19 protein-coding genes are annotated in these 25,184 nt (G+C 60.7%); 6 read left to right on the top strand and 13 right to left on the bottom strand.

Going from position 1 to position 25,184, the window contains the following annotated elements; translation table 11 throughout:
* Positions 1–4: 4 nt before the first annotated feature.
* The 3 genes from HX803_RS14960 to treP all read right to left on the bottom strand — a co-directional run bounded on the left by HX803_RS14960 (position 5) and on the right by treP (position 4,571).
* Positions 5–1,225, bottom strand: coding sequence for a carbohydrate porin (locus HX803_RS14960; protein ID WP_176994404.1), 1,221 nt, complete (start codon positions 1,223–1,225; stop codon positions 5–7).
* Between the two features lie 131 nt (positions 1,226–1,356).
* Positions 1,357–3,003, bottom strand: coding sequence for an alpha,alpha-phosphotrehalase (gene treC / locus HX803_RS14955; protein WP_178921647.1), 1,647 nt, complete (start codon positions 3,001–3,003; stop codon positions 1,357–1,359).
* 125 nt (positions 3,004–3,128) lie between these two features.
* Entirely contained in the window at positions 3,129–4,571 is a 1,443-nt protein-coding gene (gene treP / locus HX803_RS14950; protein ID WP_178921646.1) for a PTS system trehalose-specific EIIBC component, read from the bottom strand.
* 268 nt (positions 4,572–4,839) lie between these two features.
* Here treP and treR point away from each other — a divergent pair, with 268 nt between their 5' ends.
* The gene (gene treR, locus HX803_RS14945) at positions 4,840–5,544 is read left to right on the top strand and encodes a trehalose operon repressor (protein WP_176994407.1); all 705 of its coding nucleotides are present in this window, start codon (positions 4,840–4,842) and stop codon (positions 5,542–5,544) included.
* Positions 5,545–5,772: 228 nt separating this feature from the next.
* Entirely contained in the window at positions 5,773–7,845 is a 2,073-nt protein-coding gene (locus HX803_RS14940) for a TerD family protein (RefSeq protein ID WP_178921645.1), read from the top strand.
* 273 nt (positions 7,846–8,118) lie between these two features.
* Here HX803_RS14940 and guaA read toward each other — a convergent pair whose 3' ends face one another.
* The 4 genes from guaA to HX803_RS14920 all read right to left on the bottom strand — a co-directional run bounded on the left by guaA (position 8,119) and on the right by HX803_RS14920 (position 12,926).
* Positions 8,119–9,696, bottom strand: coding sequence for a glutamine-hydrolyzing GMP synthase (gene guaA / locus HX803_RS14935; RefSeq protein WP_177006534.1), 1,578 nt, complete (start codon positions 9,694–9,696; stop codon positions 8,119–8,121).
* An 81-nt stretch (positions 9,697–9,777) separates the two neighbouring features.
* Complete coding sequence (gene guaB, locus HX803_RS14930) at positions 9,778–11,247, bottom strand: IMP dehydrogenase (RefSeq protein WP_178921644.1); 1,470 nt, start codon at positions 11,245–11,247, stop codon at positions 9,778–9,780.
* Between the two features lie 220 nt (positions 11,248–11,467).
* Entirely contained in the window at positions 11,468–12,016 is a 549-nt protein-coding gene (locus HX803_RS14925; RefSeq protein ID WP_178921643.1) for a sugar ABC transporter ATPase, read from the bottom strand.
* A 142-nt stretch (positions 12,017–12,158) separates the two neighbouring features.
* Positions 12,159–12,926, bottom strand: coding sequence for a sulfite exporter TauE/SafE family protein (locus tag HX803_RS14920; protein ID WP_178921642.1), 768 nt, complete (start codon positions 12,924–12,926; stop codon positions 12,159–12,161).
* A 99-nt stretch (positions 12,927–13,025) separates the two neighbouring features.
* Between HX803_RS14920 and HX803_RS14915 the strand changes: the two genes are divergently transcribed.
* The 4 genes from HX803_RS14915 to leuA all read left to right on the top strand — a co-directional run bounded on the left by HX803_RS14915 (position 13,026) and on the right by leuA (position 18,236).
* On the top strand, positions 13,026–13,916 hold the full coding sequence (locus HX803_RS14915) for a LysR family transcriptional regulator (protein WP_178921641.1): 891 nt from the start codon (positions 13,026–13,028) through the stop codon (positions 13,914–13,916).
* 10 nt (positions 13,917–13,926) lie between these two features.
* Positions 13,927–15,306 (top strand): exodeoxyribonuclease VII large subunit, encoded by a 1,380-nt coding sequence (gene xseA / locus HX803_RS14910; protein ID WP_178921640.1) that lies wholly within the window; start codon positions 13,927–13,929, stop codon positions 15,304–15,306.
* Between the two features lie 3 nt (positions 15,307–15,309).
* Complete coding sequence (locus HX803_RS14905) at positions 15,310–16,131, top strand: peptidoglycan DD-metalloendopeptidase family protein (RefSeq protein ID WP_178921638.1); 822 nt, start codon at positions 15,310–15,312, stop codon at positions 16,129–16,131.
* 425 nt (positions 16,132–16,556) lie between these two features.
* Entirely contained in the window at positions 16,557–18,236 is a 1,680-nt protein-coding gene (leuA, locus tag HX803_RS14900; protein ID WP_178921636.1) for a 2-isopropylmalate synthase, read from the top strand.
* A gap of 175 nt (positions 18,237–18,411) precedes the next feature.
* Here leuA and HX803_RS14895 read toward each other — a convergent pair whose 3' ends face one another.
* From HX803_RS14895 to hisS, 6 genes are all read right to left on the bottom strand, one after another.
* Positions 18,412–19,203, bottom strand: a complete 792-nt coding sequence (locus tag HX803_RS14895) for an amidohydrolase (RefSeq protein ID WP_178921634.1) — start codon at positions 19,201–19,203, stop codon at positions 18,412–18,414.
* Positions 19,191–20,339: a pyridoxal phosphate-dependent aminotransferase gene (locus HX803_RS14890; protein WP_178921633.1), complete on the bottom strand. Its 1,149-nt coding sequence runs from the start codon at positions 20,337–20,339 to the stop codon at positions 19,191–19,193. The genes HX803_RS14895 and HX803_RS14890 overlap by 13 nt, the downstream gene beginning before the upstream one ends.
* A gap of 115 nt (positions 20,340–20,454) precedes the next feature.
* On the bottom strand, positions 20,455–21,924 hold the full coding sequence (der, locus tag HX803_RS14885) for a ribosome biogenesis GTPase Der (RefSeq protein WP_178921631.1): 1,470 nt from the start codon (positions 21,922–21,924) through the stop codon (positions 20,455–20,457).
* A 134-nt stretch (positions 21,925–22,058) separates the two neighbouring features.
* Positions 22,059–23,210 (bottom strand): outer membrane protein assembly factor BamB, encoded by a 1,152-nt coding sequence (bamB, locus tag HX803_RS14880; RefSeq protein WP_176997027.1) that lies wholly within the window; start codon positions 23,208–23,210, stop codon positions 22,059–22,061.
* Complete coding sequence (locus HX803_RS14875; RefSeq protein ID WP_176997026.1) at positions 23,203–23,844, bottom strand: YfgM family protein; 642 nt, start codon at positions 23,842–23,844, stop codon at positions 23,203–23,205. Before HX803_RS14875 ends, bamB begins: the two co-directional genes overlap by 8 nt.
* 41 nt (positions 23,845–23,885) lie before the next feature.
* Positions 23,886–25,175, bottom strand: coding sequence for a histidine--tRNA ligase (gene hisS, locus HX803_RS14870; protein WP_178921629.1), 1,290 nt, complete (start codon positions 25,173–25,175; stop codon positions 23,886–23,888).
* Positions 25,176–25,184: the final 9 nt, after the last annotated feature.

Raw genomic sequence — 25,184 nt, 5'->3', positions numbered from 1 at the left:
ATTCTTATTTCCACCAATATTCGACTTGCACACCAAAGTTGGAGCCATGCCGCGCCGTGCCGTAGGAGCCGGTGTCGGACAACGCCGAACCCGCCGCCAGTTCATTCGCCGCGCGTTTGGCCGCTTCGTTCCAGGTTGCATAGGTGTAGTACAAACGCACTTCCGGCCGCGCCCAGAAATCGGGCCCTTTGGGCGACCAGGTCGGGGCGAAAGTAAATTTGCTCAGTTTGCGCGTGCCGCCGGTAGCGTCGACTTGATCGTGCCCGAGTTCAGTGACGAGCTTGAACTGTTCGCTGATGGCATACGCGGGGCGCACCCCGATGGACATCCAGGTCTGGTCCTGGCTGCCTGGGCGAATGTCTTTCTGGTACACCGCCTCGATCTGCCCGCCAAAGCGCGGAGTCACCTGCCAGTCGAAGAACTCCACGGCGCGGTAGCTTTTGCTGCTGTTGTCCAGGGTGGTGTCGCCGGTGTAGCCCAAGCCGGTCCCAGGGCCTTCGCCGTATTGCAGGGCGAATTTGTTCTTGCCGCCCAGGAAAGGCTTTTGCACATGCTGCGCCGTGATCGCCCAACCGCTGTTGGTGTCGCGGCCACCGGCTTTTTCGATGTAGCTCAAGCCGAACTCCAGCTCACCGCCGGGGTTGGTCTTGAAGCCCGCCACGTTGAAGTCATGACGGGTGGCGTATTCCTTCTGGTACAGGTTGTCCTTGCGGGAAATGGCGTAGCTGTACTTGAGGTCGCCGATCAACACGTCCTCGATACCACCGCCCGTGGCGCTCTGGTTCCAGTAGTAGAAGTCGGAGATATGGATGTCGTTACGTTTGTAGTAGCGCCGACCGGCCCACACCGAGCCACCATTGAGGCTGGGCAAGTTGGACCACTGCGCATACATCTGCGGCATGCGCGCCGAGCCGTTGTCGTCGCCCTGGAATTTAAGGGCACGGTCGTATTTGTTGTAGAGGGACGCCATGGCGTCGACGCTCAGCACCGAGCCATCGTCGAGAGTCAGCAGGTCCTGGCGCAGTTCCAGCTCGGCATACTGTTCGCATTCGTTGCCCAAACGGTACTTGGATTGCGCCCCCGGCAACTGGAAGCACTGCTGCTTGCCACTGCCCGTTGAAGTGCCCGCGCCGCTGCGCAGGTAACCGGCAAACTCCAAGGCCTGAGCGCCCAACGGCAGGCTCAAACAGGATGCAACGAGGCCCAGCTTTATTGTTGTTTTCATGAAGCACTCCTAATGTTTTTCTTATTGTTATTGCGTGGTGCACGCGCCCTTGTAGGAGCCGGCTTGCCGGCGATGGCGATTCAACTGACGCTATCGCCGGCAAGCCGGCTCCTACATGGGGTAGCGGTGTTTCAGTCCTTCAGGTGCAGGACGAAGGATTCGTAGGGGCGCAAGGCAACCGTGGCGGTACGCTGCGGGCAGTCGGGGTAGTTGCTGATCACCAGGCGTTGCTCGGCGGCCGGATTGATCACACCGTCCGGGAGTTGGATTTCGCAGGGCGTGCCGTAAAAGTTGTTGAGCACCAGCAAGCGTTCGCCGTGGCCTTCGCGCAAATACGCCCAGACCTGCAAGTGGTCTTGCAGCAGTGGGCGGTAAACGCCCTCCTGGATCAGCGGCTCATTACGGCGCAGGGCAATCAGTGCGCGGTAGTGATGCAGCACTGAATCCGGATCGTCCAGCTGGCTTTCGACGTTGATCTGCGCCGCGTTGGCGGGGATGCCGATCCACGGTTCCCCGGTGCTGAAACCCGCATTGGCCTGGGTGTTCCACTGCATCGGCGTGCGGCTGTTGTCCCGCGATTTCTGTTTGATCGCCGCCATGCTTGAGGCTTCGGACTCGCCGGCATCGCGCTTGAGACGGAAGATGTTCAGGGTCTCTACATCGCGGTACTGCGCGATGCTGTCGAAGCCCGGGTTGGTCATGCCCAGCTCTTCACCCTGGTACACATAGGGTGTGCCCTGGAGGAAGTGCAGCGCGGTGCCGAGCATCTTGGCCGAGACCACGCGGTGTTCGCCGTCGTCACCAAAGCGCGAGACCACCCGCGGCTGGTCGTGGTTACACCAGAACAGCGCGTTCCAGCCGCCACCGGCCTGCATGCCCAGTTGCCAGTCAGAAAAAATCTGCTTGAGTTGCAGGAAATCGAAGTCGGCCTTCACCCATTTCTGCATGTTCGGGTAATCGACTTTCAGGTGATGAAAGTTGAAGGTCATCGACAGCTCTCTCGATTCCGGCCGCGAGTAGCGGATGCAGTGTTCGAGGCTGGTGGAGGACATCTCGCCAACGTTGATCAGGTCATGCCCTTCGAAAACTTCGCGGTGCATTTGCTGCAGGTACTCGTGCACGTTCGGGCCGTCGGTGTAGAAACGGCGGCCGTCGGTGTTGTCTTCCGGGAAATCGGCGGGCTTGGAGATCAGGTTGATCACGTCCAGGCGGAAGCCGCCTACGCCTTTGTCGCGCCAGAAGCGCATCAGCTTGAACACTTCGGCGCGCACCTTGGGGTTGTCCCAATTGAGGTCGGCCTGGGTGTGGTCGAACAGGTGCAGGAAGTACTGGCCGGTTTGCGCCTCGTATTCCCAGGCCGAGCCGCCGAACTTGGATTCCCAGTTGTTCGGCTGGTCGCGCCAGATGTAGAAGTCGCGGTAAGGGTTGTCGAGGCTGCTGCGCGCCTGCTGGAACCACTCGTGCTCGATGGAGGTGTGGTTGACCACGATATCGAGCATCAATTTGATGCCGCGCTTGGCCGCTTCGCTGATCAGCAGTTCGCAGTCGGCCATGGTGCCGTAGCTGGGGTCGATGGCGTAGTAGTCGCTGATGTCATAACCGTTGTCACGCTGCGGCGAGCGCAGGAACGGGGTGATCCACAGGCAGTCAACGCCCAGCCATTGGAGGTAGTCGAGTTTGTCCACGATCCCCAGCAGGTCACCGGTGGCGTTACCCGCGTGGCTGTGGAAGCTTTTTGGGTAGATCTGGTAGATCACCGAGTGTTGCCAGGTTTGCATGGGGGGTTCCTTCAATTAGTTTTTTTGCTGGCCTTGAAGGCCTCTTCGCGAGCAAGCCCGCTCCCACATTTGAAATGCATTCCCATGTGGGAGCGGCGGTGCGACTTGCTCGCGAAAGCGGTCGATCAGGCGACCCGATACCCAGGCCGAACAATCTTCATGCTCAACGCACAGGTCAGCACAAACGGCACGACCATCGCGATGACCATCCCGATCACAAAGCTTGGGATGTACTGCGGGATGATCGAGATGAATCCAGGCAGCCCACCGACGCCGATGGCCGATGCCTGCACCTTGTTGAGCGACAGGAAAATACTGCCCAGCGCCGAGCCCAGCAGCGCGGCATAGAACGGGAACTTGAAGCGCAGGTTCACACCGAACATCGCCGGCTCAGTGATGCCGAAGTACGCAGAAATCGCCGAGGTGGAGGCCATGCTTTTGTCCCGCGCGTTGCGGGTCATGTAGAACACGCCGAGGGCGGCACTGCCCTGGGCCAGGTTGGACATGACGATCATCGGCCAGATAAAGGTGCCGCCCTGGGTGGAGATCAGTTGCAGGTCCACGGCGAGGAACATGTGGTGCATGCCGGTGATCACCAGCGGCGCATACAGCAGGCCAAAAATCGCCCCGCCGAGCATTGGCGCCAGGTCGAACAGGGTGACCACGCCTTCGGTGATCAGGATGCCGAGGTGACGCGTGACCGGGCCGATGATCGCCAGGGCCAGCACGCCGGTGACCACGATGGTGGTGATGGGTACGACCAGCAGTTGAATGGCATTCGGCACTCGTGCCCGAAGCCACTTTTCGATCACACTCATCACGTAGGCGGCCATCAGGATCGGCAGGATCTGCCCCTGGTAGCCCACCTTCTCAATCTTGATCCAGCCGAAAATGTCGAAGTACGGCAGGCTCTGGCCGTCCAGCCCCGCCACGGCCTTGCCGTAGTTCCAGGCATTGAGCAGGTCCGGATGGACCAGCATCAGGCCCAGCACGATGCCGAGGATTTCACTGCCGCCAAAGCGTTTGGCCGCCGACCAGCCCACCAGCGCCGGCAGGAACACGAACGAGGTGTTGGCCATCAGGTTGATCAGGCTCCACAGGCCATCCAGGTTCGGATAGGCCTCCAGCAGCGTCTTGCCCTCGATGAACATGCCCTTGGCGCCCATCAGGTTGTTCACGCCCATCAACAGGCCGGCGATGATCAAGGCGGGCAGGATCGGCATGAACACGTCGGAAAATACCCGCACCAGACGCTGCATGGCGTTGGTCTTGTCGGCGCCCTTCTGCTTGACGTCGGCGATGGTCGACACTGCAAGGCCGGTGGCTTCACGCAGGGCGGCGTAGACCTTTTCCACTTCGCCCGGGCCGATCACGATTTGAAACAGGCCGCCGGTAAAGAACGAACCCTTGACCAGATCAACCTGGTTCAACGCGGCGCTGTTGACCCGGCTCGGGTCCTTCAGCGCCAGGCGCAGGCGTGTCACGCAGTGGGCAGCTTGCTCAAGGTTGTCGCTGCCCCCGAGGTTCTCGAGAATCTCGCGGGCGATAGCTGGATAGTCGTGGCTCATGCTTGGTTTCCACTTTGGTTTTTTTTATTGGGGGGCAGTCATTGGCAGCACGCCGAGGGCAAAAGTACTCGTCTGTACGAGTTAATGCAACAACTCGTCTGTACGAGTTACAAATTGTTGGCACTGGCTTGCCGGTGATGCTGTTCGTGAGGCCCCCATCGCCGGCAAGCCGGCTCCTACAAAGGCTCGTTCGCAATGGGTCTAATGGACAAACCCCAACGGTGCCACTATGGTTCCTGCCTGAACGCAAAGGCACAGAGCCATCCCCATGAGCAAATACAACCAGATCTATACGGATCTGCTTGCCAGCATCACCACCGAACGCCTGCAACGCGGCACGCGCCTTCCCTCCGAAACAGAATTGATGGACAGCTACCAGGCCAGCCGAGGCACCGTTCGTCGTGCCATCGAGCAGTTGCAGGAGCGCGGATTTGCCCAAAAGATCCACGGCAAGGGCACCTTCGTGCTGTCCCCCAACCCGATCGAATTCCAGTTGGGCGGCATCGTCAGCTTCCACGAAACCCACGCCGACCTGGGCGATGACGTACGCACCGAAGTGGTCGAATTCACCCAGTTCCCGCTGGAAGGCTCACTGCTGCAACACATCGAAGCCGAACCCGGCACCCTCATCACCCGCATCAAACGGGTACGGCGCATTGGCGGCAAACGCGTGATCCTCGACATCAACCACTTCGTCGCCGACCTGATCCCGGGCTTGGACCGCGACATCGCCGAACAGTCGATCTACGCGTTTATCGAACAGACCCTGCAGCTGCAAATCAGCTACGCCCAACGCACCATCGAAGCCCTGCCCCGCAGCAAGGACGACCAGGCACACCTGGACCTTGACGGGCAAAGCCATGTGATCGTGGTGAGTAACCAGACGTTTTTGCAGGACGGGCGGCAGTTCGAGTACACCGAGTCGCGGCATACGCTGGATAAGTTTTACTTTTCGGATATTGCGCGGCGGTAAGTCGGACTGCACATCGATTGTTACTGTTGAGGCACACAGCGCTACCTGACAAACAGACAGAACCCTACGTAGAATGCCCACGTGGCTATGGAACACCTTCCTTCTAACCTCCTATGACCTAGGGGTTTCGCTCTCCACACTACGCCTGCTGCTTGCAGGCGTTTTTACATCAGTTGTAAAACCACGCGGCAGCTCGCCCAAGACGGCGATCCAGGGAGAAAGTCAGGTATGAATCAGGGATTGTTCCTGCGGCGCCGCAATAAAGTTCACGTCCCGACGGGCACTGGCGGTGCGACGCGCGCCCAGGTTGCATCAGCGATCCGGGAAATTGCGGCATTCCGATGCGTACTATCGGAGCCTCTGATTGAACAAATCGGCAGGTTGTCAGCGGCAGAGCTCAAGTCCTGGCTGCGCGAGATTGTCAGAGTCCTTCGGCGGGAGACAGGGGCTCATGTGCACCACTCCCCGCTTTATCCTGACTTCCCAGAGCAGGTGCTGGCTGCCTCAGAGGCGGAGTTGTACCTTAACGCCGTCATTCACTACCTCACACTTTGGCGCCTACCACCCTCTGAACACGCTCGACCGGCGATGCTTGAAGGCAACTACATCTCCCGCGTGATCGAGCCGGGAAGTGTCTCTGAGTTCGAATCATTGTTCGCGCCGCTGGTGTCATCGCGCAGCTCGCTATCCGAAGAGGAAAGCGCCGACGTGATCTGGTTTATCCGGCAGTACAAAGGCGATGTGTTCCGCCTGCTGCCTGAGGCTATACCTTTCCGTGAGATCCGCGCACAGGTTGGCAGCGCACTTCTCTTGCATGTAGCCGGTGATACGCGAGTGAACGCATTCCTGGAACAGAACGTTGAAACAGCGACTGACGTGCTACGACTTGCGGTAGCACTGAACGCAGGCGACGTGTCGCTGGCGACAGCGTCGACACGTTTCACCGCGATGAAGCGCTCGATGCGCCGCCTGCTGTTGCGGCTGCTCGACGCCATACCCAACGCCGTAGAAGACGTGATGCGCCATACCGAGCGCTGGAAGCGCCTGGCTGAAGTACTGCATCCGGGTGACTACGCCGATAAATACCCACGAGCGCTGGCCGCGATCACGGCAGCGCGTCGCAATGATGCGCCCGCTTCGTTTGGGTCACGTGTAGAAACTTTGTTTGCCCAGCGCCACATCGCCACGCTCACGTCCCTATTGCAGAGTCGTCCTGGTGAGTTTGCACGGCGGTTGGACGCGACCCTGCGACGTGCAGAAGAACCCGAGCCGGTTCTAGACGCGTTCGAGGCGGTTGCGGCACACGTGTCCTCACCTGTTGTGCTGCAACTGCTGGCCCAGGTACGTTCGTCACGCCCTCTTCCTCTGCGAGCGTTCACGCCGAAAGGTGCACTGGCCAAAGTCTATGCCATCAAAGATCGGCGCGAGTCTCTGACACCGGACGTGTTGGCGCGTGCAGCGCGAATCTGCGAAGACGCTCTCGTAAAGCGTTTTGCATCACTGCCGCCACTCGGCCGCTGTTTCATCGATCCCGAGTTACGCGAGTACAGAGTGCCGCTGGCCCAGCGTGCCTCAGCGAAGTCACTGCGTACGCTGGTGCGCGGCAGCCGGTTGCCAATCCCCGATACACGCTTCATTCGCCTGTTCCTATGGTGGAAGAACGGTCGTGCACGCACGGACATCGACTTGTCCGCTGCATTTTTCGACGCCAACTTCGTGTTCAGAGAGGCGGTTGCGTACTACAACCTCAAGGGTTACGGCGGCTACCACAGCGGCGATATCGTGGACGCGCCCGAAGGGGCCTCGGAATTCATCGACCTCGACCTTGATGTCCTTGTCGAGAAGGGAGTCCGCTATGTCGTCACATCCATCAACTCCTTCACCCAGCAACCGTATTGCGATCTTCCAGAATGCTTCGCGGGCTGGATGGCCCGTGCGGACGTGGCATCGGGTGAAGTGTTCGAGCCTAAAACCGTGTTCGACCGTATCGATATCGCGTCCGACACCGTTATCTGTCTGCCGTTTGTGATGGACTTGCAGGAGCGACGCATGATTTGGGCCGATCTGGGACTCACTTCATCGCCACGCTGGAACAACGTCGACAACAACCTCAGCGGGGTATCTTTAATGCTGCGAGCGTTAGTGCATACGCCACGGCCAGATTTGGAGACACTATTCGACCTGCACGTTCGAGCACGGGGAGAACGAGTGGCCTCACTGCAGCAGGCACAGGTGGTATTTGCACCTGATCAAGGAATTACGCCTTTCGATACGGATGTGATTCGATCGCAGTTTCTCTGATACCTGCGCCAGCCTTTACTGCTCGTTGAAAACGACGGCTCTTGCCTCCAATCTTTCTTCCCGTACGCCGGTAGAGCTAACGCCGCACCCCATGTAGGAGCCGGCTTGCCGGCGATGGCGTGCTTGAGATCACTACCTCATTCGAGGGCCTCATCGCTGGCAAGCCAGCTCCTACAGTTGGGGCGAGGCGATCCGTTTACCGTATTCCAAAAACACAAAACCCCGGCGCATGGCCGGGGTTTTGTTATTCAGCATTCACCTGCTAGCGCAGGATCACTCCCACTCAATCGTCGCCGGCGGCTTGCTCGACACGTCATACGTCACGCGCGAGATGCCTTCGATCTCATTGATGATACGGCCACTGACAGTTTCCAGCAGTTCGTACGGCAGATGTGCCCAACGGGCGGTCATGAAGTCGATGGTTTCTACGGCACGCAGGGCCACGACCCACGCGTAACGACGGCCATCGCCAACTACGCCAACCGATTTCACCGGTTGGAACACCACAAATGCCTGGCTGACCTTGTGGTACCAGTCGGCTTTGCGCAGTTCTTCGATGAAGATGTGGTCGGCGCGACGCAGCAGGTCGGCGTATTCCTTCTTCACTTCACCCAGGATGCGCACGCCCAGGCCCGGGCCTGGGAATGGGTGGCGGTAGACCATGTCGTAGGGCAGGCCGAGTTCCAGGCCCAGACGGCGGACTTCGTCCTTGAACAGTTCGCGCAGCGGTTCTACCAGCTTGAGGTTCATTTCCTCAGGCAGGCCACCCACGTTGTGGTGGGACTTGATCACGTGGGCCTTGCCGCTCTTGGCGCCGGCCGACTCGATCACGTCAGGGTAGATGGTGCCCTGGGCGAGGTACTTGATGTTGTCCAGTTTGCTGGACTGGGCATCGAATACGTCGATGAAGGTGCGGCCGATGATTTTGCGCTTCTTCTCTGGGTCGGACTCGCCGGCCAGGTTGTTGAGGAACTGGTCCTCAGCGTTGGCGCGGATCACCTTGACGCCCATGTTCTCGGCGAACATGGCCATCACTTGCTCACCTTCGTGCAGGCGCAGCAGGCCGTTGTCGACGAAGACGCAGGTCAGTTGGTCGCCGATGGCCTTGTGCAGCAGCGCAGCAACCACGGAGGAGTCAACACCACCGGACAGGCCCAGCAGCACGTTGTCGGTACCGACTTGGGCACGAACTTGGGCGATGGCGTCTTCAGCGATCTTCGACGGGGTCCACAGCGCTTCACACTCGCAGATGTCGAGGATGAAGCGCGACAGGATGCGGCCGCCTTGCTTGGTGTGGGTCACTTCGGGGTGGAACTGCACGCCGTAGTAACGACGCTCGTCGCTGAACATGCCGGCGATCGGGCAGCTCGGGGTGCTGGCCAGGATGTGGAAGTCTTCCGGCATCTTGGTGACTTTGTCACCGTGGCTCATCCACACGTCGAGGCCGAACAGGCCGTCGGCGTCGACGTGGTCTTCGATGCCGTCCAGCAGGCGGCTCTTGCCGACCACGTCGACACGGGCATAACCGAATTCACGCAGCTCCGAACCTTCAACCTTGCCGCCCAGTTGCTCGGCCATGGTCTGCATGCCGTAGCAGATACCGAAGACGGGCACGCCCAGGTCGAATACGGCTTGCGGGCAACGCGGGCTGTTGGCTTCGTGCACGGACTCTGGGCCACCGGCGAGGATGACGCCTTTGGGTGCGAATTCGCGGATCGCTTCGTCGTCCATGTCGAACGGATGCAGTTCGCAGTACACACCGATTTCACGCACGCGGCGGGCGATCAGCTGGGTGTACTGGGAACCGAAATCGAGGATCAGGATGCGGTGGGCGTGAATGTCGAGGGCCATGAAGTCAGTCTCGTCTAATGAATCAGAAACAACTCGGGGCTGAAAGAACAGCCCCGGTTACTTAACGTTTTGCTGGAAGCCTCAACCTACGCGGTAGTTTGGCGCTTCCTTGGTGATCTGCACGTCGTGAACATGGGATTCAGCCATGCCGGCGCCGGTGATCCGCACGAACTCTGGCTTGGTGCGCATTTCTTCGATGTTGGCGCTACCGGTGTAGCCCATCGAGGAACGCAGGCCGCCCATCAGTTGATGGATGATGGCGCTCAGGGTGCCCTTGTAAGGAACACGGCCTTCGATGCCTTCCGGTACGAGCTTCTCGGCGCCTGCCGAAGAGTCCTGGAAGTAGCGGTCCGAAGAACCTTGAGCCTGGGACATGGCGCCCAGCGAACCCATGCCACGGTAAGCCTTGTACGAACGGCCCTGGAACAGTTCGATCTCGCCCGGGGCTTCTTCAGTACCGGCGAACATCGAGCCCATCATCACGCAGGAAGCACCGGCGACGATGGCCTTGGACAGGTCACCGGAGAAACGGATGCCGCCGTCGGCGATCAACGGTACGCCCGTGCCTTCAAGGGCAGCGGCGACGTTGGCGATGGCGCTGATTTGCGGCACGCCCACACCAGCAACGATACGGGTGGTGCAGATCGAGCCAGGGCCGATACCGACCTTGACCGCATCCGCGCCTGCCTCGGCCAGGGCCTTGGCAGCAGCGCCGGTGGCGATGTTGCCGCCGATCACTTGCACTTCAGGGAAATTCTCTTTGACCCAACGCACGCGGTCGATCACACCTTTGGAGTGACCATGGGCGGTGTCGACCACCACCACGTCAACACCCGCAGCCACCAGGGCCGAAACGCGGTCACCGGTGTCTTTGCCGGTACCGACTGCTGCACCAACGCGCAGACGACCTTGGTCATCCTTGCTGGCCAGCGGGTAAGCCTTGGACTTCTCGATGTCCTTGACGGTCATCATGCCCTTGAGGGTGAACTTGCCATCGACAATCAGCACTTTCTCCAGGCGGTGCTTGTGCAGCAGCTCGCGCACTTCGTGCTTGTCGGCGCCTTCGCGCACGGTGACCAGGCGCTCTTTGGGCGTCATCACTTCACGAACAGGAACATCCAGGCGGGTTTCGAAACGCACGTCACGGGAGGTGACGATGCCGACCAGGTCGCCATCGTGCAGTACCGGCACACCGGAAATGTTGTGCATGCGGGTCAGGTCGAGCAAGTCACGCACCGTGGCATCGGCCTCGATGGTGATCGGGTCCTTGACCACACCGGCTTCGAACTTCTTGACCTTGCGCACTTCGGCAGCTTGCTGCTCGATGGTCATGTTCTTGTGGATAATGCCGATGCCGCCTTCCTGAGCCATGGCGATGGCCAGACGGGCTTCAGTGACGGTGTCCATGGCAGCGGAAACAAGGGGAATATTCAGCTCGATGCCACGGGTTAGGCGGGTCTTGAGACTGACTTCGTTAGGAAGCACCTCGGAATAACCGGGCACTAGGAGAATGTCGTCGAATGTCAGAGCTTCTTGGCTGATACGCAGCATCGCGGGGGCTCCCGAGCGGGAAAATGGAAGCGCGCCATTATATACATGCACCCTGCCCGGCTCAATGTAAAACTCTGACAAACTTGGTAATACTGATAGATGGAGAAAAACAGCGCCCTGTAGGAGCCGGCTTGCCGGCGATGAGGCCCTTGAACCTTGTGCCAAACCAGCAACCGCCATCGCCGGCAAGCCGGGCACCTACGGGTTGGGCAGCAGAGGTTTAGAGCTCGACTTTGACCCAGCTCATCTTCTGGTCCAGCCAGTCGGCGAATTCGTCGATAAAGCTTTGCTTGAAGCCCGCTTCGGCCCAGTTGTTAAAGATAAAGCCCAGGTTCGAGAAGCCGCATTCCTGCAGGAACAGGAACCCGTTGATGTCATCTTCATGCCCACACAGCGGGCAGGTGAAGTTGTCGGTGTGGCCGGGCATCCACTCCTCCAGGCTTTCGAACAGGGCCTCGCCGACTTCCTTGCGGCACTCCGGGCAGCCGGCTTCTTCGAGAAAACCCTTGGCCGGCGTGTAGATGCAACGCTTGTAGATGATCTCCAGGCCGTTGATCGGCTCGTTGAACGGCAGCGCCTGGGGGTGCAGCACCACGGCGCGGGCACCGTCGGCCAGTGCATAGCCCATGCGGTTGCCGGTACGACCGCAGGTGGTCAACTCTTCCTTGATGATGTTCTTGCGCACCAGCCAGCGCACGATCGCCCGGGCGCGGGGTTCGTGGACGGGCAAGGTGGAGATTTTCGGGACAAGGATGCTTTGGGAGTTCATGAGGCCTGAGAGTCCTGCGGTGTGTCGTCTGACGCCTTCGCGGGCAAGCCCGCTCCCACAGGGGGTCGCATTCCAATGTGGGAGCGGGCTTGCCCGCGAAGGGGCCCTGAAGGCTGGCAGCTTAATCCCTACCCCACACAGGTCAAGTACTCAAGTATCGCCCAATCAAGGCAAGCCCACTGGCCAACACCAACCACGTCACCAACCGCACAAAGGCTTCACGGGACATGCGCATCGTCAGCCTGCGCCCAACCCACAGCCCCAATGCCATCGCCGGCAACAGGCACAGCGCCAACATCAACAACGGCAAATCCGCATACACCCCGGCTATCAGGAACAGGCTCAGGCGCACCACCGTGCTGCAACTGATCAACGCACTCTGGGTCGCGCGCGCCGCCTCCTTGGGCAGGCGACTGTTCAGGTAGATGGCATATAAAAAGCCACCACTGCCGAACAACGCGCCAAACAGTCCGCCCACCGTGCCCATGGGAATCGACCACCCGGCCGCCAGTTGTGTCGGCCGCGCCTTCACCGCCAGGCTATAGATCGCGTAGGCACTGATGAACAGGCCCATCAACAGCAGCAGCAGGTCTGAATGCAGGTTCAGCAAAAACACCACGCCCAGCGCACAACCGATGGCCATGCACGGCAGCAAGCGCAGCAGCTCCGGCGTGTTCACCTCCCGCCGCGATTGCAGCAGGTTGCCGAACGCCGCGACAAAATCCAGCAGCACCAGCAATGGGATGATCTTTGACAACGGCATGAACAGGATCAGCACCGGCCCCGCCACCAGCGCTGTGCCAAAGCCAGCAATGCCGAACACCACGTAGGCCACGATGATGCCCAGGCCGATCACCAGCCACTCCACGCCACCAAACGACCACTGACTCATCAGCTCAACCGGGCTCATGGGCGATTCCTTATTCGAGATGGCGATCACTTTAGCCATCCATGAGTGTTGCGACTAATATCTTCAAAGCCCTCCACCCATCTCGAAAAGGCATGACGCGTGATCTCAACCCGCCAACTGCGCTACTTCGTCGAAATCGCCGACAGCGGCAGCTTCAGTGCCGCCGCCGAGCGCCTGTTCGTGGCGCAATCGGCCTTGAGCCGGCAGATCAAGGAGCTGGAAACCCAGCTGCAAACCCCACTGTTCGAACGCACGGCACGCCAACCCCGGCTGACTGCGGCGGGCGAGGCCTTTTACCCCCGTGCACGCAACCTGCTGAGTGAGCTGCTCAAGGCCAGCGAGATGGCAACGCAAGTGGGCAACGGCGAACTGGGTACGCTGCGCCTGAGCCATTCGAGCACCGTGCCGATGAGCGGCCCGCTATTGAAAGGCATCAGCACCTGGCTGGAGCGCTGCCCGGGGGTGTCCATGGATATCGTCAAACTGTCCTCCGAGGCGCAGTTGGAGGAAATCGCCGACGGGCGGCTGGAAGTCGGGCTGTTGCGCCTGCCCGTGTTGCGCCAGCGCGAAGGGGTGCGGATCGTGCCGTTATACAGCGAACAATTGCTGCTGGCGGTGCCACCCAATCATCGGCTGGCGCACAGCAACACGCCGGTCGAACTGGCGCGGCTCAAGGATGAGGCGTTTATTTCGATCCCCCATCCCCAGCGCGGCGGCCTGAGCTACCTGTCAGCCGAGTTATGCATGCGCGCCGGATTTTTCCCCAAGGCGGCGCGGGTCATGTCTCGCAAGACCACCCAGTTGCAGCTGATCCAGGCCGGCTTTGGAATAGCCTTGTTACCAAAATCCATGCAGGACATCGCGCCGGCCAATGTGCACTTTTTGCCCCTGGCCGACCCGGAGTGCCTCAGCACCGTGGCCTTGGCCTGTGCACAGGCGCCGAGCGCGCTGGTGGAGCAATTCTGCCAAACCTTGACCGAATGCCTATAAACTGCCGCCCATGATTAAAGATCCTTTTGCCCGCCTGGGCCTGGACCGCGAAGTCCTGACTGTCAGCCAGCTCAACGGCCGCGCGCGGGTGTTGCTCGAAGACGTGTTCACCAATATCTGGGTCGAAGGCGAGATCTCCAACCTCGCCCGCCCGGCCTCCGGCCACGTGTATTTCACCCTCAAGGACAGCGGCGCGCAGGTGCGTTGTGCACTGTTTCGCAACAACGCCGCGCGGGTACGCCAAGCGTTGAAGGATGGCCTGGCAGTGAAGGTGCGGGGCAAGGTCTCGCTGTTCGAAGGCCGGGGTGATTACCAACTGATCCTCGATACCGTCGAGCCCGCCGGTGATGGCGCGCTGCGCCTGGCGTTCGATGCGCTGAAGGAAAAGCTCAGCGCCGAGGGCCTGTTCAGCGCCGAGCGCAAGGTGCCACTGCCGGCGCACCCTCGCCGCATCGGCATCATCAGTTCGCCAACCGGCGCGGTCATCCGCGACATCATCAGCGTGTTCCGCCGCCGTGCGCCAAACGTTGAACTGACCCTGATCCCCACTGCCGTGCAAGGCCGCGAAGCCATCCCGCAGATTGTGCGCGCCTTGAAACTGGCCGATGCGCGGGGCTTCGATGCGCTGATCCTGGCCCGTGGCGGCGGCTCGTTGGAAGACCTCTGGTGTTTCAACGAAGAAGCCGTGGCCCGTGCGGTGGACGCCTGCGTCACGCCAATCGTCAGCGCCGTCGGGCATGAGACCGATGTGTCCATCAGCGATTTCGTCGCTGACGTGCGCGCGCCAACGCCCTCCGCTGCGGCTGAACTGCTCGCACCCGACGCCAGCCACCTGGTGCGCCAGGTCGACAACCTGCACCGCCGCCTGGTGATGCTGATGCGCAATCGCCTGAGCCACGACCGCCTGCGCCTGGAGGGCATGGCCCGTCGCCTGCGTCACCCCGGCGAACGCCTGCGCCAACAGGCCCAGCGCCTGGATGACCTGGACATGCGCTTGCGCCGTGCCTTCGAACGCAGCCTCAATACCCGCCGCGAGCGGTTGATCCGCCTGGAAACCCGCCTCGCCGGCCAACACCCTGGCCGCCAGCTGGCCCTGCTGCGCCAGCGCCTGGACAGCCTCGCCGAGCGCCTGCCCCGCGCCATGCGCGAAGGCCTCAAGGCGCGCCGCTTGCACCTGCAAAACCAGGTTCAGACACTTCACGTGGTCAGCCCCCTGGCGACCCTGGGTCGAGGCTACAGCATCTTGCTGGACGAGCGCGGCCAGGCGATCCGCAATGCCGCGCAAACCCACACCGGCCAGCGGCTCACCGCGCGCCTGGGTGAAGGCCAATTGCAAGTGCGGGTGGAAGACAACCACCTGACACCCGTCACACTTTCGTTACTGGATTGATCGATGCCACGTTTTCTCGGTTTGTTGATGCTCGCCTGCCTGACCTTCAATGCCCACGCCGACAGCTATATCACCCGTCTGCTGAACAAGCCGGTGCCTGGTGGCGTTGCGGTGGTCGACCTGGGCACAGCGGCGGCCGCCCCCAAGGCCACGTACCTGAACCGGCCGGTGCTGGTGGTCAAGGAACAGAACAACTGGCTGGCGATCGTCGGTATCCCGCTGACCGTCAAGCCCGGCACCCAGCGTATTACCAGCGGCTCGCAAAACCTGCCGTTTGTGGTGGGCTTCAAGAAGTACCCCGAGCAGCACATCACCTTGAAGAACAAGAGCCAGGTGAACCCGGACCCGGCGCAGCTCAAGCGCATCGAGGGTGAACTGGCGGTGCAGCTCAAGGCTTACCGCAACTTCAGCCCGAACACGCCGAGCAACCTGCTGCTGGATAAACCGGTCAACGGGCCGCTGTCGAGCAAGTTTGGCGTGCGCCGGTTCTTCAACGGCGAAGAACGCAACCCGCACTCGGGCCTGGACTTCGCAGTCGGCGCCGGCACGCCGATCAAGACCCCGGCAGCCGGCAAGGTGATCCTGACCGGCAACTACTTCTTCAACGGCAACACTGTGTTTGTCGACCATGGCCAGGGCTTTATCAGCATGTTCTGCCACATGTCCAAGATCGACGTGAAAGTCGGCGATCAACTGCCCCGTGGCGCGGTAGTGGGCAAGGTCGGCTCCACGGGACGCGCCACCGGGCCACACATGCATTGGAACATCAGCCTCAACGATGCGCGGGTCGACCCGGCGATCTTTATCGGCGCGTTCCAGCCTTGATATGAAGGGTGAGGCTACTGACCTCATCGCGGGCAAGCCCAGCTCCCACATGGGAACACCCTCTTCTGTAGGAGCTGGCTTGCCAGCGATGGCGCCAGATCAGTCGCCCTATTGCGCGGCCAATAAATGCAGCGCAAACAAAACATAACCCATCAGAAAAAACAGCAATAAAATCTCGCATAACACGCAGATAGCAGAACTTATCTCAATTTTTCTCGACTGCTTGCCATCTTTCACCTCGGCGGTTAGGGTTGGGCTTATGAAAACCTCTCACACCCTCATTCAGCTCCGCCAGCACCGCAGCCTGTGCCTCGTCAGCGCACGACTGCCAGGCTGAATCGATCTGCCTCGCCCCACGTTTTACCCCAAACAATAGTTACTCGGCAGGCCGCCTTTTCTCGGCCCCTACTACAAAGGATTCCCCGATGAGCATGCTCAAAGACCCGTCTTCGAAGTACCGCGCGTTCCCGACCATCGATATTCCAGACCGCACCTGGCCGTCGAAAACCATCACTGAGGCGCCGATCTGGTGCAGTTCCGACCTGCGTGATGGCAACCAGTCGCTGATCGAACCGATGGACGCGGCGAAAAAGCTGCGCTTCTGGAAAACCCTGGTGGCCGTGGGCGTGAAGGAAATCGAAGCGTCGTTCCCGTCCGCCTCGCAAACCGACTTTGACTTCGTGCGTACCCTGATCGAAGAAGGCCACATCCCGGACGACACCACCATCCAGGTGCTGACCCAGGCCCGCGAAGACCTGATCGCACGTACCTTCGAGTCGTTGCGCGGCGCGAAAAAAGCCATCGTTCACCTGTACAACGCCACGTCGCCCTCCTTCCGTCGCATTGTGTTCAACCAGGACAAGGACGGCGTCAAGGCGATCGCGGTCAACGCGGCCAAGCTGTTCGTCAAATACGCCGCCCAACAGCCGGAAACCCAGTGGACGTTCCAGTATTCGCCGGAAACCTTCAGCGCCACTGAACTGGAGTTCGCCAAAGAAGTGTGCGACGCGGTCATCGAGGTGTGGAACCCGACGCCTGAGCACAAGGTGATCCTCAACCTGCCAGCCACCGTTGAATGCGCCACGCCGAACATCTATGCCGACCAGATCGAATGGTTCGGTCGCCATATCAACCGCCGTGACAGCGTGATCATCAGCCTGCACACCCACAACGACCGTGGCACCGGCGTGGCCGCCACCGAGCTGGGCCTGATGGCCGGCGCCGACCGTGTCGAAGGCTGCCTGTTCGGCAACGGCGAGCGCACCGGCAACGTCGACCTCGTCACCGTGGCATTGAACATGTACACCCAGGGCCTGGATCCGCAGCTGGACTTCTCCGACATCGACGGCGTGCGCAAAGTCGTTGAAGAATGCAACCAGATCCAGGTGCACCCTCGTCACCCGTATGTTGGCGACTTGGTCCACACCGCCTTCTCCGGCTCCCACCAGGACGCAATCCGCAAGGGCTTCGCCCAGCAGAAGGACGGCGCGCTGTGGGAAGTGCCGTACTTGCCGATCGACCCAGCCGATATCGGCCGCAGCTACGAAGCGGTGATCCGTGTGAACAGCCAGTCGGGCAAGGGCGGCATCGCCTACCTGCTGGAGCAGGAATACGACATCAGCTTGCCACGCCGCATGCAGATCGAGTTCAGCCAGGTGGTACAGGCCGAAACCGACCGCGTGGGCCTGGAAATGACGGCGCCACAGATCTACGCCTTGCTGCAGCGTGAATACCTGCAAGCCAACACCCCGTACGCGCTGGTCAGCCACCGCCTGCAGGAAGAAAACGGCAACAGCTTTGTCGAGGTCGAAGTCTCGGGCAAAGGCCAGGGCGAAACCAACCTGCACTGGAAAGGCAAAGGCAACGGCGCCCTGGAAGCGCTGGTGGCTGGCTTGCCGATTGGCGTGGAGATCATGGACTACAACGAACACGCTATCGGTGCGGGCACCAATGCCAAGGCCGCGGCCTACATCGAACTGCGCGTGAACGGCGAGCGCCCGGTGCATGGTGTGGGCATTGATGAAAACATCACTACTGCCAGCTTCAAGGCGTTGTTCAGCGCGCTGAACCGCTCGTTGAGCCAGCAGGAAGCCAAGGCGGCGTAATCAGCTGCTGAAATGCGAAAGGCCCCTGGGTGTGAATCCAGGGGCCTTTTTTATTTGAGAGGTGTGGTGAGGGTTCTGACCTCTTCGCGAGCAAGCCCGCTCCCACATTCGACCGCGTTTTTCCTGTAGGAATGCAGTTCAATGTGGGAGCGGGCTTGCTCGCGAAAGCGGTCTGTCAGACAAACTGGAAAGTATCAGCATCCAGGTTCGCCGGGAATTTAGTGCGATACGCCGCCAACTCCGCCGCATTCAGGCTCACCTGAAACACCCCGTCCGCCTCCCCCGCACTCAGCAGGGTCTCCCCCTGGAAATCCAGCACCTGGCTGTCGCCGGTGTAGGCAAAGCCCTTGCCGTCGGTACCGACCCGGTTCACCGCCGCCACGTAGCACAGGTTCTCGATGGCGCGTGCCGGCAACAGTCGATTCCAATGTTGGCGCCGTGCACCGGGCCAGTTGGCGGTGTACAGCAGCAGGTCGGTGTCGTGAGCGTCGCGGCTCCACACCGGGAAGCGCAGGTCGTAGCAAATCAGCGGGCGAATGCGCCAGCCCTTCAACTCGAACTGCACCTGGCGCTCACCCGGCGTGTAGTGATCGTGCTCGCCGGCCATACGAAAGAGGTGACGTTTGTCGTAATGCAGCACCTCACCATCCGGCCGGGCCCACAACAGGCGGTTGCGGTGGCTGCCGTCGGCGGCCTGGATGATCACGCTACCGGTGATCACCGCGTTGTACTTGGCAGCCTGGGCCTGGAGCCAATGGTGGGTCGGGCCGCGCTCCGGCTCGGCAAGGGTTGCCGAGGCCATGGAGAAACCGGTGGTGAACATCTCCGGCAACACGATCAGGTCAGCGCCCCTGGCCTGCTCCAACAGCCCCTCGAAATGTTCGAGGTTGGCCTGGCGGTCGTGCCAGGCCAGGGTGGTCTGGATCAGGGCGATGTTCAGGTCGGGCAATGCATTCAGATCACGCATAGTTTTTCCGCTGCCTGCTGCAGCGTCTCCTCGCGTTTGGCAAAGCACAGGCGCACCAGGCGCTGGCCTTGGGGCGGGTCCTGATAGAACACCGAGACCGGGATGGTCGCCACGCCGTGCTCGCGGGTCATCCACAAGGACATGGCGACGTCATCCAAGTCCGGGCGAATCTGTGAGTAATCCACCAATTGGAAATAGGTGCCGGTCACCCGGGTGAAGCTGAACCGCGATGGCGCCAGCAAGTCGCAGAACAGGTCGCGCTTGGCCTGGTAGAACGCCGGCAGTTCCTCGACGTGTTCCGGGTGTTCGGCCATGAAATCGGCCAACGCATACTGCAGCGGGGTCACCCCGCAGAAGTTGACGTATTGGTGCACCTTGCGCAGCTCGGCCGTGAGGGCCGGCGGGGCGACTACATAGCCGGTTTTCCAACCCGTGACGTGGTAGGTCTTGCCGAAGGAGCTGACCACGAACGCCCGCTGGTACAGCTCTTCATGGGCCAGCACGCTGACGTGGGGCACGCCATCAAAGACCAGGTGTTCGTAGACTTCATCGCTGACCAGGTAGATATCGCGGTCACGGATCAAGTCGGCCAATTGGTCCAGCTCGGCACGGCTGATCAGCGCGCCGGTCGGGTTGTGCGGCGAATTGAGAATGATCATGCGCGTGCGCGATGACAGCGCCGCCTTGATCTTCTCGAAGTCCAGCGCGAAGCCATCAAGGCTCAGTTGCACGTGCACACAGCGCCCACCGGCCAGCTCGACCGAGGGCTCATAGCTGTCGTAGCTGGGGTCGAACACGATGACTTCATCACCGTTGCGAATCACCGCCTGGATCGCGCAGAAGATCGCCTCGGTCGCGCCCGGGGTGATAGTCACTTCACTGTCGGCATTGACCGTGGCGCCATAGCTACGGGAGATTTTGGCAGCCACCTGCTGACGCAGTACGGGCAGGCCGGCCATGGGGGCATACTGGTTGTGGCCGAGGGCGATATGCCTGCCCACTGCATCGAGCAAACCCTGGGGGCCATTGAAGTCAGGGAAGCCCTGGGACAGGTTGAGCGCGCCGGTTTCGGCGGCCAGTTGCGACATGGTGGTGAAAATGGTCGTGCCGACATTCGGCAGCTTGCTGGTGATCATCGAAAGGCCCCTGCAGGTGAACCCCAAGTTTTAAGCTGCCGGCCGCACGGGGTCAAGGCACAAACCTTCGCGCACAAAAAAGGGCTCATCAAGAGCCCTTTTTGCGAGGTCGGAATCAGCGCTTGTCGCGGCGCTTCTTGTCGGCCTTCTTATGGTGAGTCATCAATCGACGCTTCTTGTTCACCTGGCGGTCAGTCAGCGTGTTCTTGTTGCCTTCGTACGGGTTGTCACCGCCTTTGAACTCGATGCGGATCGGCGTACCGACCAGCTTCAAGACGCGACGGTAGGTGTTTTCCAGGTAACGCACGTAGGACTTTGGCACCTTCTCGATCTGGTTACCGTGGATCACGATAATCGGCGGGTTGGCACCCCCCAAGTGGGCGTAACGCAGCTTGATCCGACGGTTGTTGACCATCGGCGGCGCGTGCTCGCCCACCGCGTCTTCCAGGATCTGGGTGAGGCGGTTGGTCGGCCAGCGGGTGACCGCGGACTTGAACGAGTTCTGGACGGACGCGTAGAGGTTGCCCACGCCGGTGCCGTGCAGGGCCGAAATGAAGTGGATATCGGCGAACTCGACGAAGAACAGCCGGCGTTGCAGCTCGATCTTCACGAAATCGCGCTCGCTTGGCGTCATGCCGTCCCACTTGTTGATCGCGATCACCAGCGCCCGACCGGCTTCAAGAGCAAAGCCCAGCAGGTTGAGATCGTGATCCACCACGCCTTCGCGGGCGTCCATCACAAAGATCACCACGTTGGCGTCTTTGATCGCTTGCAGGGTTTTCACCACGGAGAACTTTTCAACTTCCTCGTGGATCTTGCCGCGCTTGCGCACACCGGCGGTGTCGATCAGCGTGTACTTCTCGTCGTTACGCTCGAACGGGATGTAGATACTGTCGCGGGTGGTGCCAGGTTGGTCGTACACGATAACCCGGTCTTCACCGAGCATGCGGTTGACCAGCGTGGACTTGCCGACGTTGGGGCGGCCGATGATGGCGATCTTGATACCGTCTTTTTCGCTCGGGCCAGGAATGCGCTTGGCTTCCTCACCTTCGGCAACGATCTCTTCTTCGCCCTCTTCTTCCTCGACGTCATCCTTCGGGAAACTGCTCAGGGCAATTTCCAGCATCTGCGTAATGCCGCGACCGTGAGCACCGGCGATCGGGATCGCATCACCCAGGCCCATCGGGCTGAATTCGGCGCGGGCCAGTTCAGGATCGATGTTGTCGATCTTGTTGGCGACCACGTAGGAACGCTTGTTGCGCTTGCGCAGGTGCTCGCCAATCATCTGGTCGGCAGCGGTGTAGCCCGCACGGGCGTCCACCAGGAACAACACGACATCGGCTTCTTCAATGGCCAGCAGCGACTGCTCGGCCATCTTTTCGTCCATGCCATGCTCGTCACCGGAGATACCACCGGTGTCGACAATAATGTAGGAGCGCCCTTGCCACTTTGCCTCACCGTATTGGCGATCACGGGTCAAACCGGACAAGTCGCCAACGATGGCGTCACGAGTCCTGGTCAGGCGGTTGAACAAGGTGGACTTGCCGACGTTAGGTCGGCCCACCAGGGCGATTACGGGAACCATGCGGCTCTCCACTTCGTTATTTCAGAAAATACAAAAGCCGCTGCAAGGCAGCGGCTGGTGCTCGGGGCAGCATCGTCAGATGCCGCATGCCCCGCCGAAGCGGGGCCGCCTGGGTGTTACCCCAAGCATAGTTCTTACTTGATGGTCAGCGCTTCCAGCTTGCCGCTGTTGCCAAACACATAAAGCATGTTACCCACGACCAGCGGACGAGCGCGCAGGCCGTCGCTGTCGATACGCTCGCGACCGACAAAGCGACCGTCCACCTGGCTCAGCAGGTGCAGGTAGCCTTCGAAGTCGCCCACGGCAACGTAGCTGGAGAAGACTTCCGGTGCCGACAGTTGACGGCGAGCCAGGGAGTCATTGCTCCACAACGCAGTGGTGGAACGCTCGTCGACACTTTCAACGGTGCCCGACGCCAGGCTCACATAGACGCTGCCAAACCCTTGGGCGACACCGGCATAGCTGGAAGCATCACGCTGCCAGTTAATGCGGCCGCTCTGCAGGTCCAGCGCAGCCACGCGGCCTTGGTAGGTCGCGACGTAGATGGTTTCACCCGACAGCAGCAGGCCGCCGTCGATGTCCACTACGCGGTCCAGTTCGGAACGACCTTGAGGGATTGCCACGCGGGTTTCCCAGGCCGGCACGCCGTTCTGGGTATCCAGGGCGACCACTTTACCGGTCGACAGGCCTGCAACGGCCAGATTATTGGTCACAATCGGACCACTGGTGCCGCGCAACGTCAGGACCGCAGGGGTGCTGTCGTACAACCAGCGCTGGTTGCCGGTAGCGGCATCCAGGCCGATCACGCGGTCATCCTGGGTTTGCACCACCACGACGTCGCCGTTCGTAGCCGGTGCAGCCAGTACTTCGCTGGTCACGCGAGCGCGCCATTTTTCTTCACCGCTGCTGGAGTCCAGGGCAATCACATCACCCTTGAGCGTGCCCACCAGCACCAGGCCGTAGCCGACGCCCACACCACCGGAAACCGGCAGTTCGAGGTCTTTTTTCCACTTCACGTCGCCGTTCATGCGATCCATGGAGATGATCACGCCAGTGGAGTCAGTGGCGACAATGTTGTCGCCATCGATCGCGGGCTGCAGCAGGTTGTAGAGGTCACCCTGACCATCACCCACCGAGCGGCTCCACTGCTTTTGCAGGATCACTTCTTCCTTGAAGCTGGTCAGCTCGGCAGGAGGCAGTTCTTTTTTGCTGTTGCTGCTGCAACCCGCGGCCAAAACGGCCAGAGCCAGCAATGCTGCATGTTTCCAACGGATCACGTCACGCATCCCCTTTGGCCAAGTCGTCCAGCTTGATTTGTAAGCCACCGACCGCCGCTTCATCAGACAGCGCCGCCTTGGCTTTTTTGTACGCAGCATTGGCTTCGTCGTTACGACCCAGTTGGACCAGCAGGTCGCCCTTGAGCTCTTCACGAGTGGCTACAAATGCCTTGTCAGCATCGCCGTCGAGCAGTTTGAGTGCTTCGTCAGCCTTGTTCTGTGCTGCCAATACCTGAGCCAGGCGCTGACGTGCGATTTCACCCAGGGTCGGGTTGGTCGGCTTGTCGGCGATGGCCTTCAGCTCAGCCGCAGCGTCATCCAGCTTGCCGGTGTCGACCGCGACCTTCGCGACGAACAGGCTGCCGTATTGGGCGTAGGTGCTACCGCCGAATTCGCTTTTCAGCTTGCCGGCCAGGTCCGCCACCTGCGCAGGATCAGGCTTGCCGTCCGGCGTCAGCGTGGTTTCCAGCAATTGCTGATAGAGGATCGAGGCGCCTTGGGACTGGTTGGCCTGATACTTGTGCCAGGCTTGCCAGCCGAACACCACCACTAAAGCCAGCAGGCCGCCAGTCACCAGGGGCTTGCCGTTACGCTGCCACCAGTCCTTCAGCTCGGCCAGTTGCTCATCATCAGTACTCGACACCCCAATACTCCTTAATCGCTAAATTCGGCTGTTCGACAGCTTCAACCCTGCACGACGCAGGTGGCCAAGTGCGCGGCGAGCGCATCAAAGGCAATGTTCTGTTGCTCGCCCTGGCCACGCAGGGGTTTGAAACCTATCACTTGCTGGGCCAGTTCGTCATCGCCCAGGATCAGCGCATACAGCGCACCGCTCTTGTCGGCCTTCTTAAACTGGCTCTTGAAGCTGCCGGCGCCGGCATTGATCTGCAGGCGCAGGTTCGGCAACTGGTCGCGCACTTTTTCGCTCAAGGCCAGGGCTGCCAGTTCGGCGGCCTCGCCAAAGGCGCACAGGTACACGTCCACCTGACGGGAGATCTCTTCCGGGACCTTCTCCAGGGTTTCCAGCAGCAGGATCAGCCGCTCGATACCCATGGCGAAGCCAACGCCTGTGGTCGGCTTGCCGCCCATCTGCTCGACCAGGCCGTCGTAACGACCACCGGCACATACGGTGCCCTGGGCGCCGAGTTTGTCGGTGACCCACTCGAATACGGTCTTGCTGTAGTAGTCGAGGCCACGCACCAGCTTGGTGTTGATCACGAACGGAATACCGGCCGCCTCCAAACGAGCCTTGAGGCCCTCGAAGTGGATACGGGACTCGTCGTCCAGGTAATCGGCCATTTTCGGCGCATTGACCAGCACAGCCTGGGTGTCAGCGTTCTTGGTATCCAGCACGCGCAACGGGTTGGTTTTCAGACGGCGCTGGCTGTCTTCGTCCAGTTTGTCCAGGTGGGCCGACAGGTACTCGACCAAGGCTACTTTATAGCGGCCACGGGATTCACTGGTGCCCAGGCTGTTGAGTTCAAGCTTGACCGCGTCACGGATGCCCAACAGGCCCCACAGGCGCCAGGTCAGCACGATCAGCTCGGCATCGATGTCCGGGCCTTCGATGTTGAACACTTCCAGGCCGATCTGGTGAAACTGGCGATAACGGCCTTTCTGTGGACGTTCGTGACGGAACATCGGGCCGATGTACCACAGTTTCTGCGGCTGGCCAGCACCGGTGAGGCCATGCTCAAGCACAGCACGCACACACGCCGCGGTGCCTTCCGGACGCAGGGTCAGGGAGTCGCCGTTGCGGTCTTCAAAGGTGTACATCTCTTTTTCGACGATGTCGGTCACTTCACCGATGGAGCGCTTGAACAGCTCGGTGAATTCCACGATCGGCATGCGGATCTGCTTGTAACCGTAGTTATCCAGCAGGCGCGCGACGGTGCCTTCGAAGTAACGCCACAGCGGCGTCTGCTCCGGCAGGATGTCGTTCATGCCACGAATGGCTTGCAGAGACTTGCTCACATCAAATCC

Source organism: Pseudomonas sp. P7548, from assembly GCF_013386585.1.
GTDB lineage: Bacteria > Pseudomonadota > Gammaproteobacteria > Pseudomonadales > Pseudomonadaceae > Aquipseudomonas.
Note: the sequence above shows the minus strand (reverse complement) of the source record. Positions and strands in the feature narration are given on the sequence as shown.

Coding starts and splice junctions, on each gene's coding strand:
- HX803_RS14960 (WP_176994404.1), bottom strand. CDS start 1,225: ATGAAAACAACAATAAAGCTGGGCCTCGTTGCATCCTGTTTGAGCCTG.
- treC (WP_178921647.1), bottom strand. CDS start 3,003: ATGCAAACCTGGCAACACTCGGTGATCTACCAGATCTACCCAAAAAGC.
- treP (WP_178921646.1), bottom strand. CDS start 4,571: ATGAGCCACGACTATCCAGCTATCGCCCGCGAGATTCTCGAGAACCTC.
- treR (WP_176994407.1), top strand. CDS start 4,840: ATGAGCAAATACAACCAGATCTATACGGATCTGCTTGCCAGCATCACC.
- HX803_RS14940 (WP_178921645.1), top strand. CDS start 5,773: ATGAATCAGGGATTGTTCCTGCGGCGCCGCAATAAAGTTCACGTCCCG.
- guaA (WP_177006534.1), bottom strand. CDS start 9,696: ATGGCCCTCGACATTCACGCCCACCGCATCCTGATCCTCGATTTCGGT.
- guaB (WP_178921644.1), bottom strand. CDS start 11,247: ATGCTGCGTATCAGCCAAGAAGCTCTGACATTCGACGACATTCTCCTA.
- HX803_RS14925 (WP_178921643.1), bottom strand. CDS start 12,016: ATGAACTCCCAAAGCATCCTTGTCCCGAAAATCTCCACCTTGCCCGTC.
- HX803_RS14920 (WP_178921642.1), bottom strand. CDS start 12,926: ATGAGCCCGGTTGAGCTGATGAGTCAGTGGTCGTTTGGTGGCGTGGAG.
- xseA (WP_178921640.1), top strand. CDS start 13,927: ATGATTAAAGATCCTTTTGCCCGCCTGGGCCTGGACCGCGAAGTCCTG.
- HX803_RS14905 (WP_178921638.1), top strand. CDS start 15,310: ATGCCACGTTTTCTCGGTTTGTTGATGCTCGCCTGCCTGACCTTCAAT.
- leuA (WP_178921636.1), top strand. CDS start 16,557: ATGAGCATGCTCAAAGACCCGTCTTCGAAGTACCGCGCGTTCCCGACC.
- HX803_RS14895 (WP_178921634.1), bottom strand. CDS start 19,203: ATGCGTGATCTGAATGCATTGCCCGACCTGAACATCGCCCTGATCCAG.
- HX803_RS14890 (WP_178921633.1), bottom strand. CDS start 20,339: ATGATCACCAGCAAGCTGCCGAATGTCGGCACGACCATTTTCACCACC.
- der (WP_178921631.1), bottom strand. CDS start 21,924: ATGGTTCCCGTAATCGCCCTGGTGGGCCGACCTAACGTCGGCAAGTCC.
- bamB (WP_176997027.1), bottom strand. CDS start 23,210: ATGCGTGACGTGATCCGTTGGAAACATGCAGCATTGCTGGCTCTGGCC.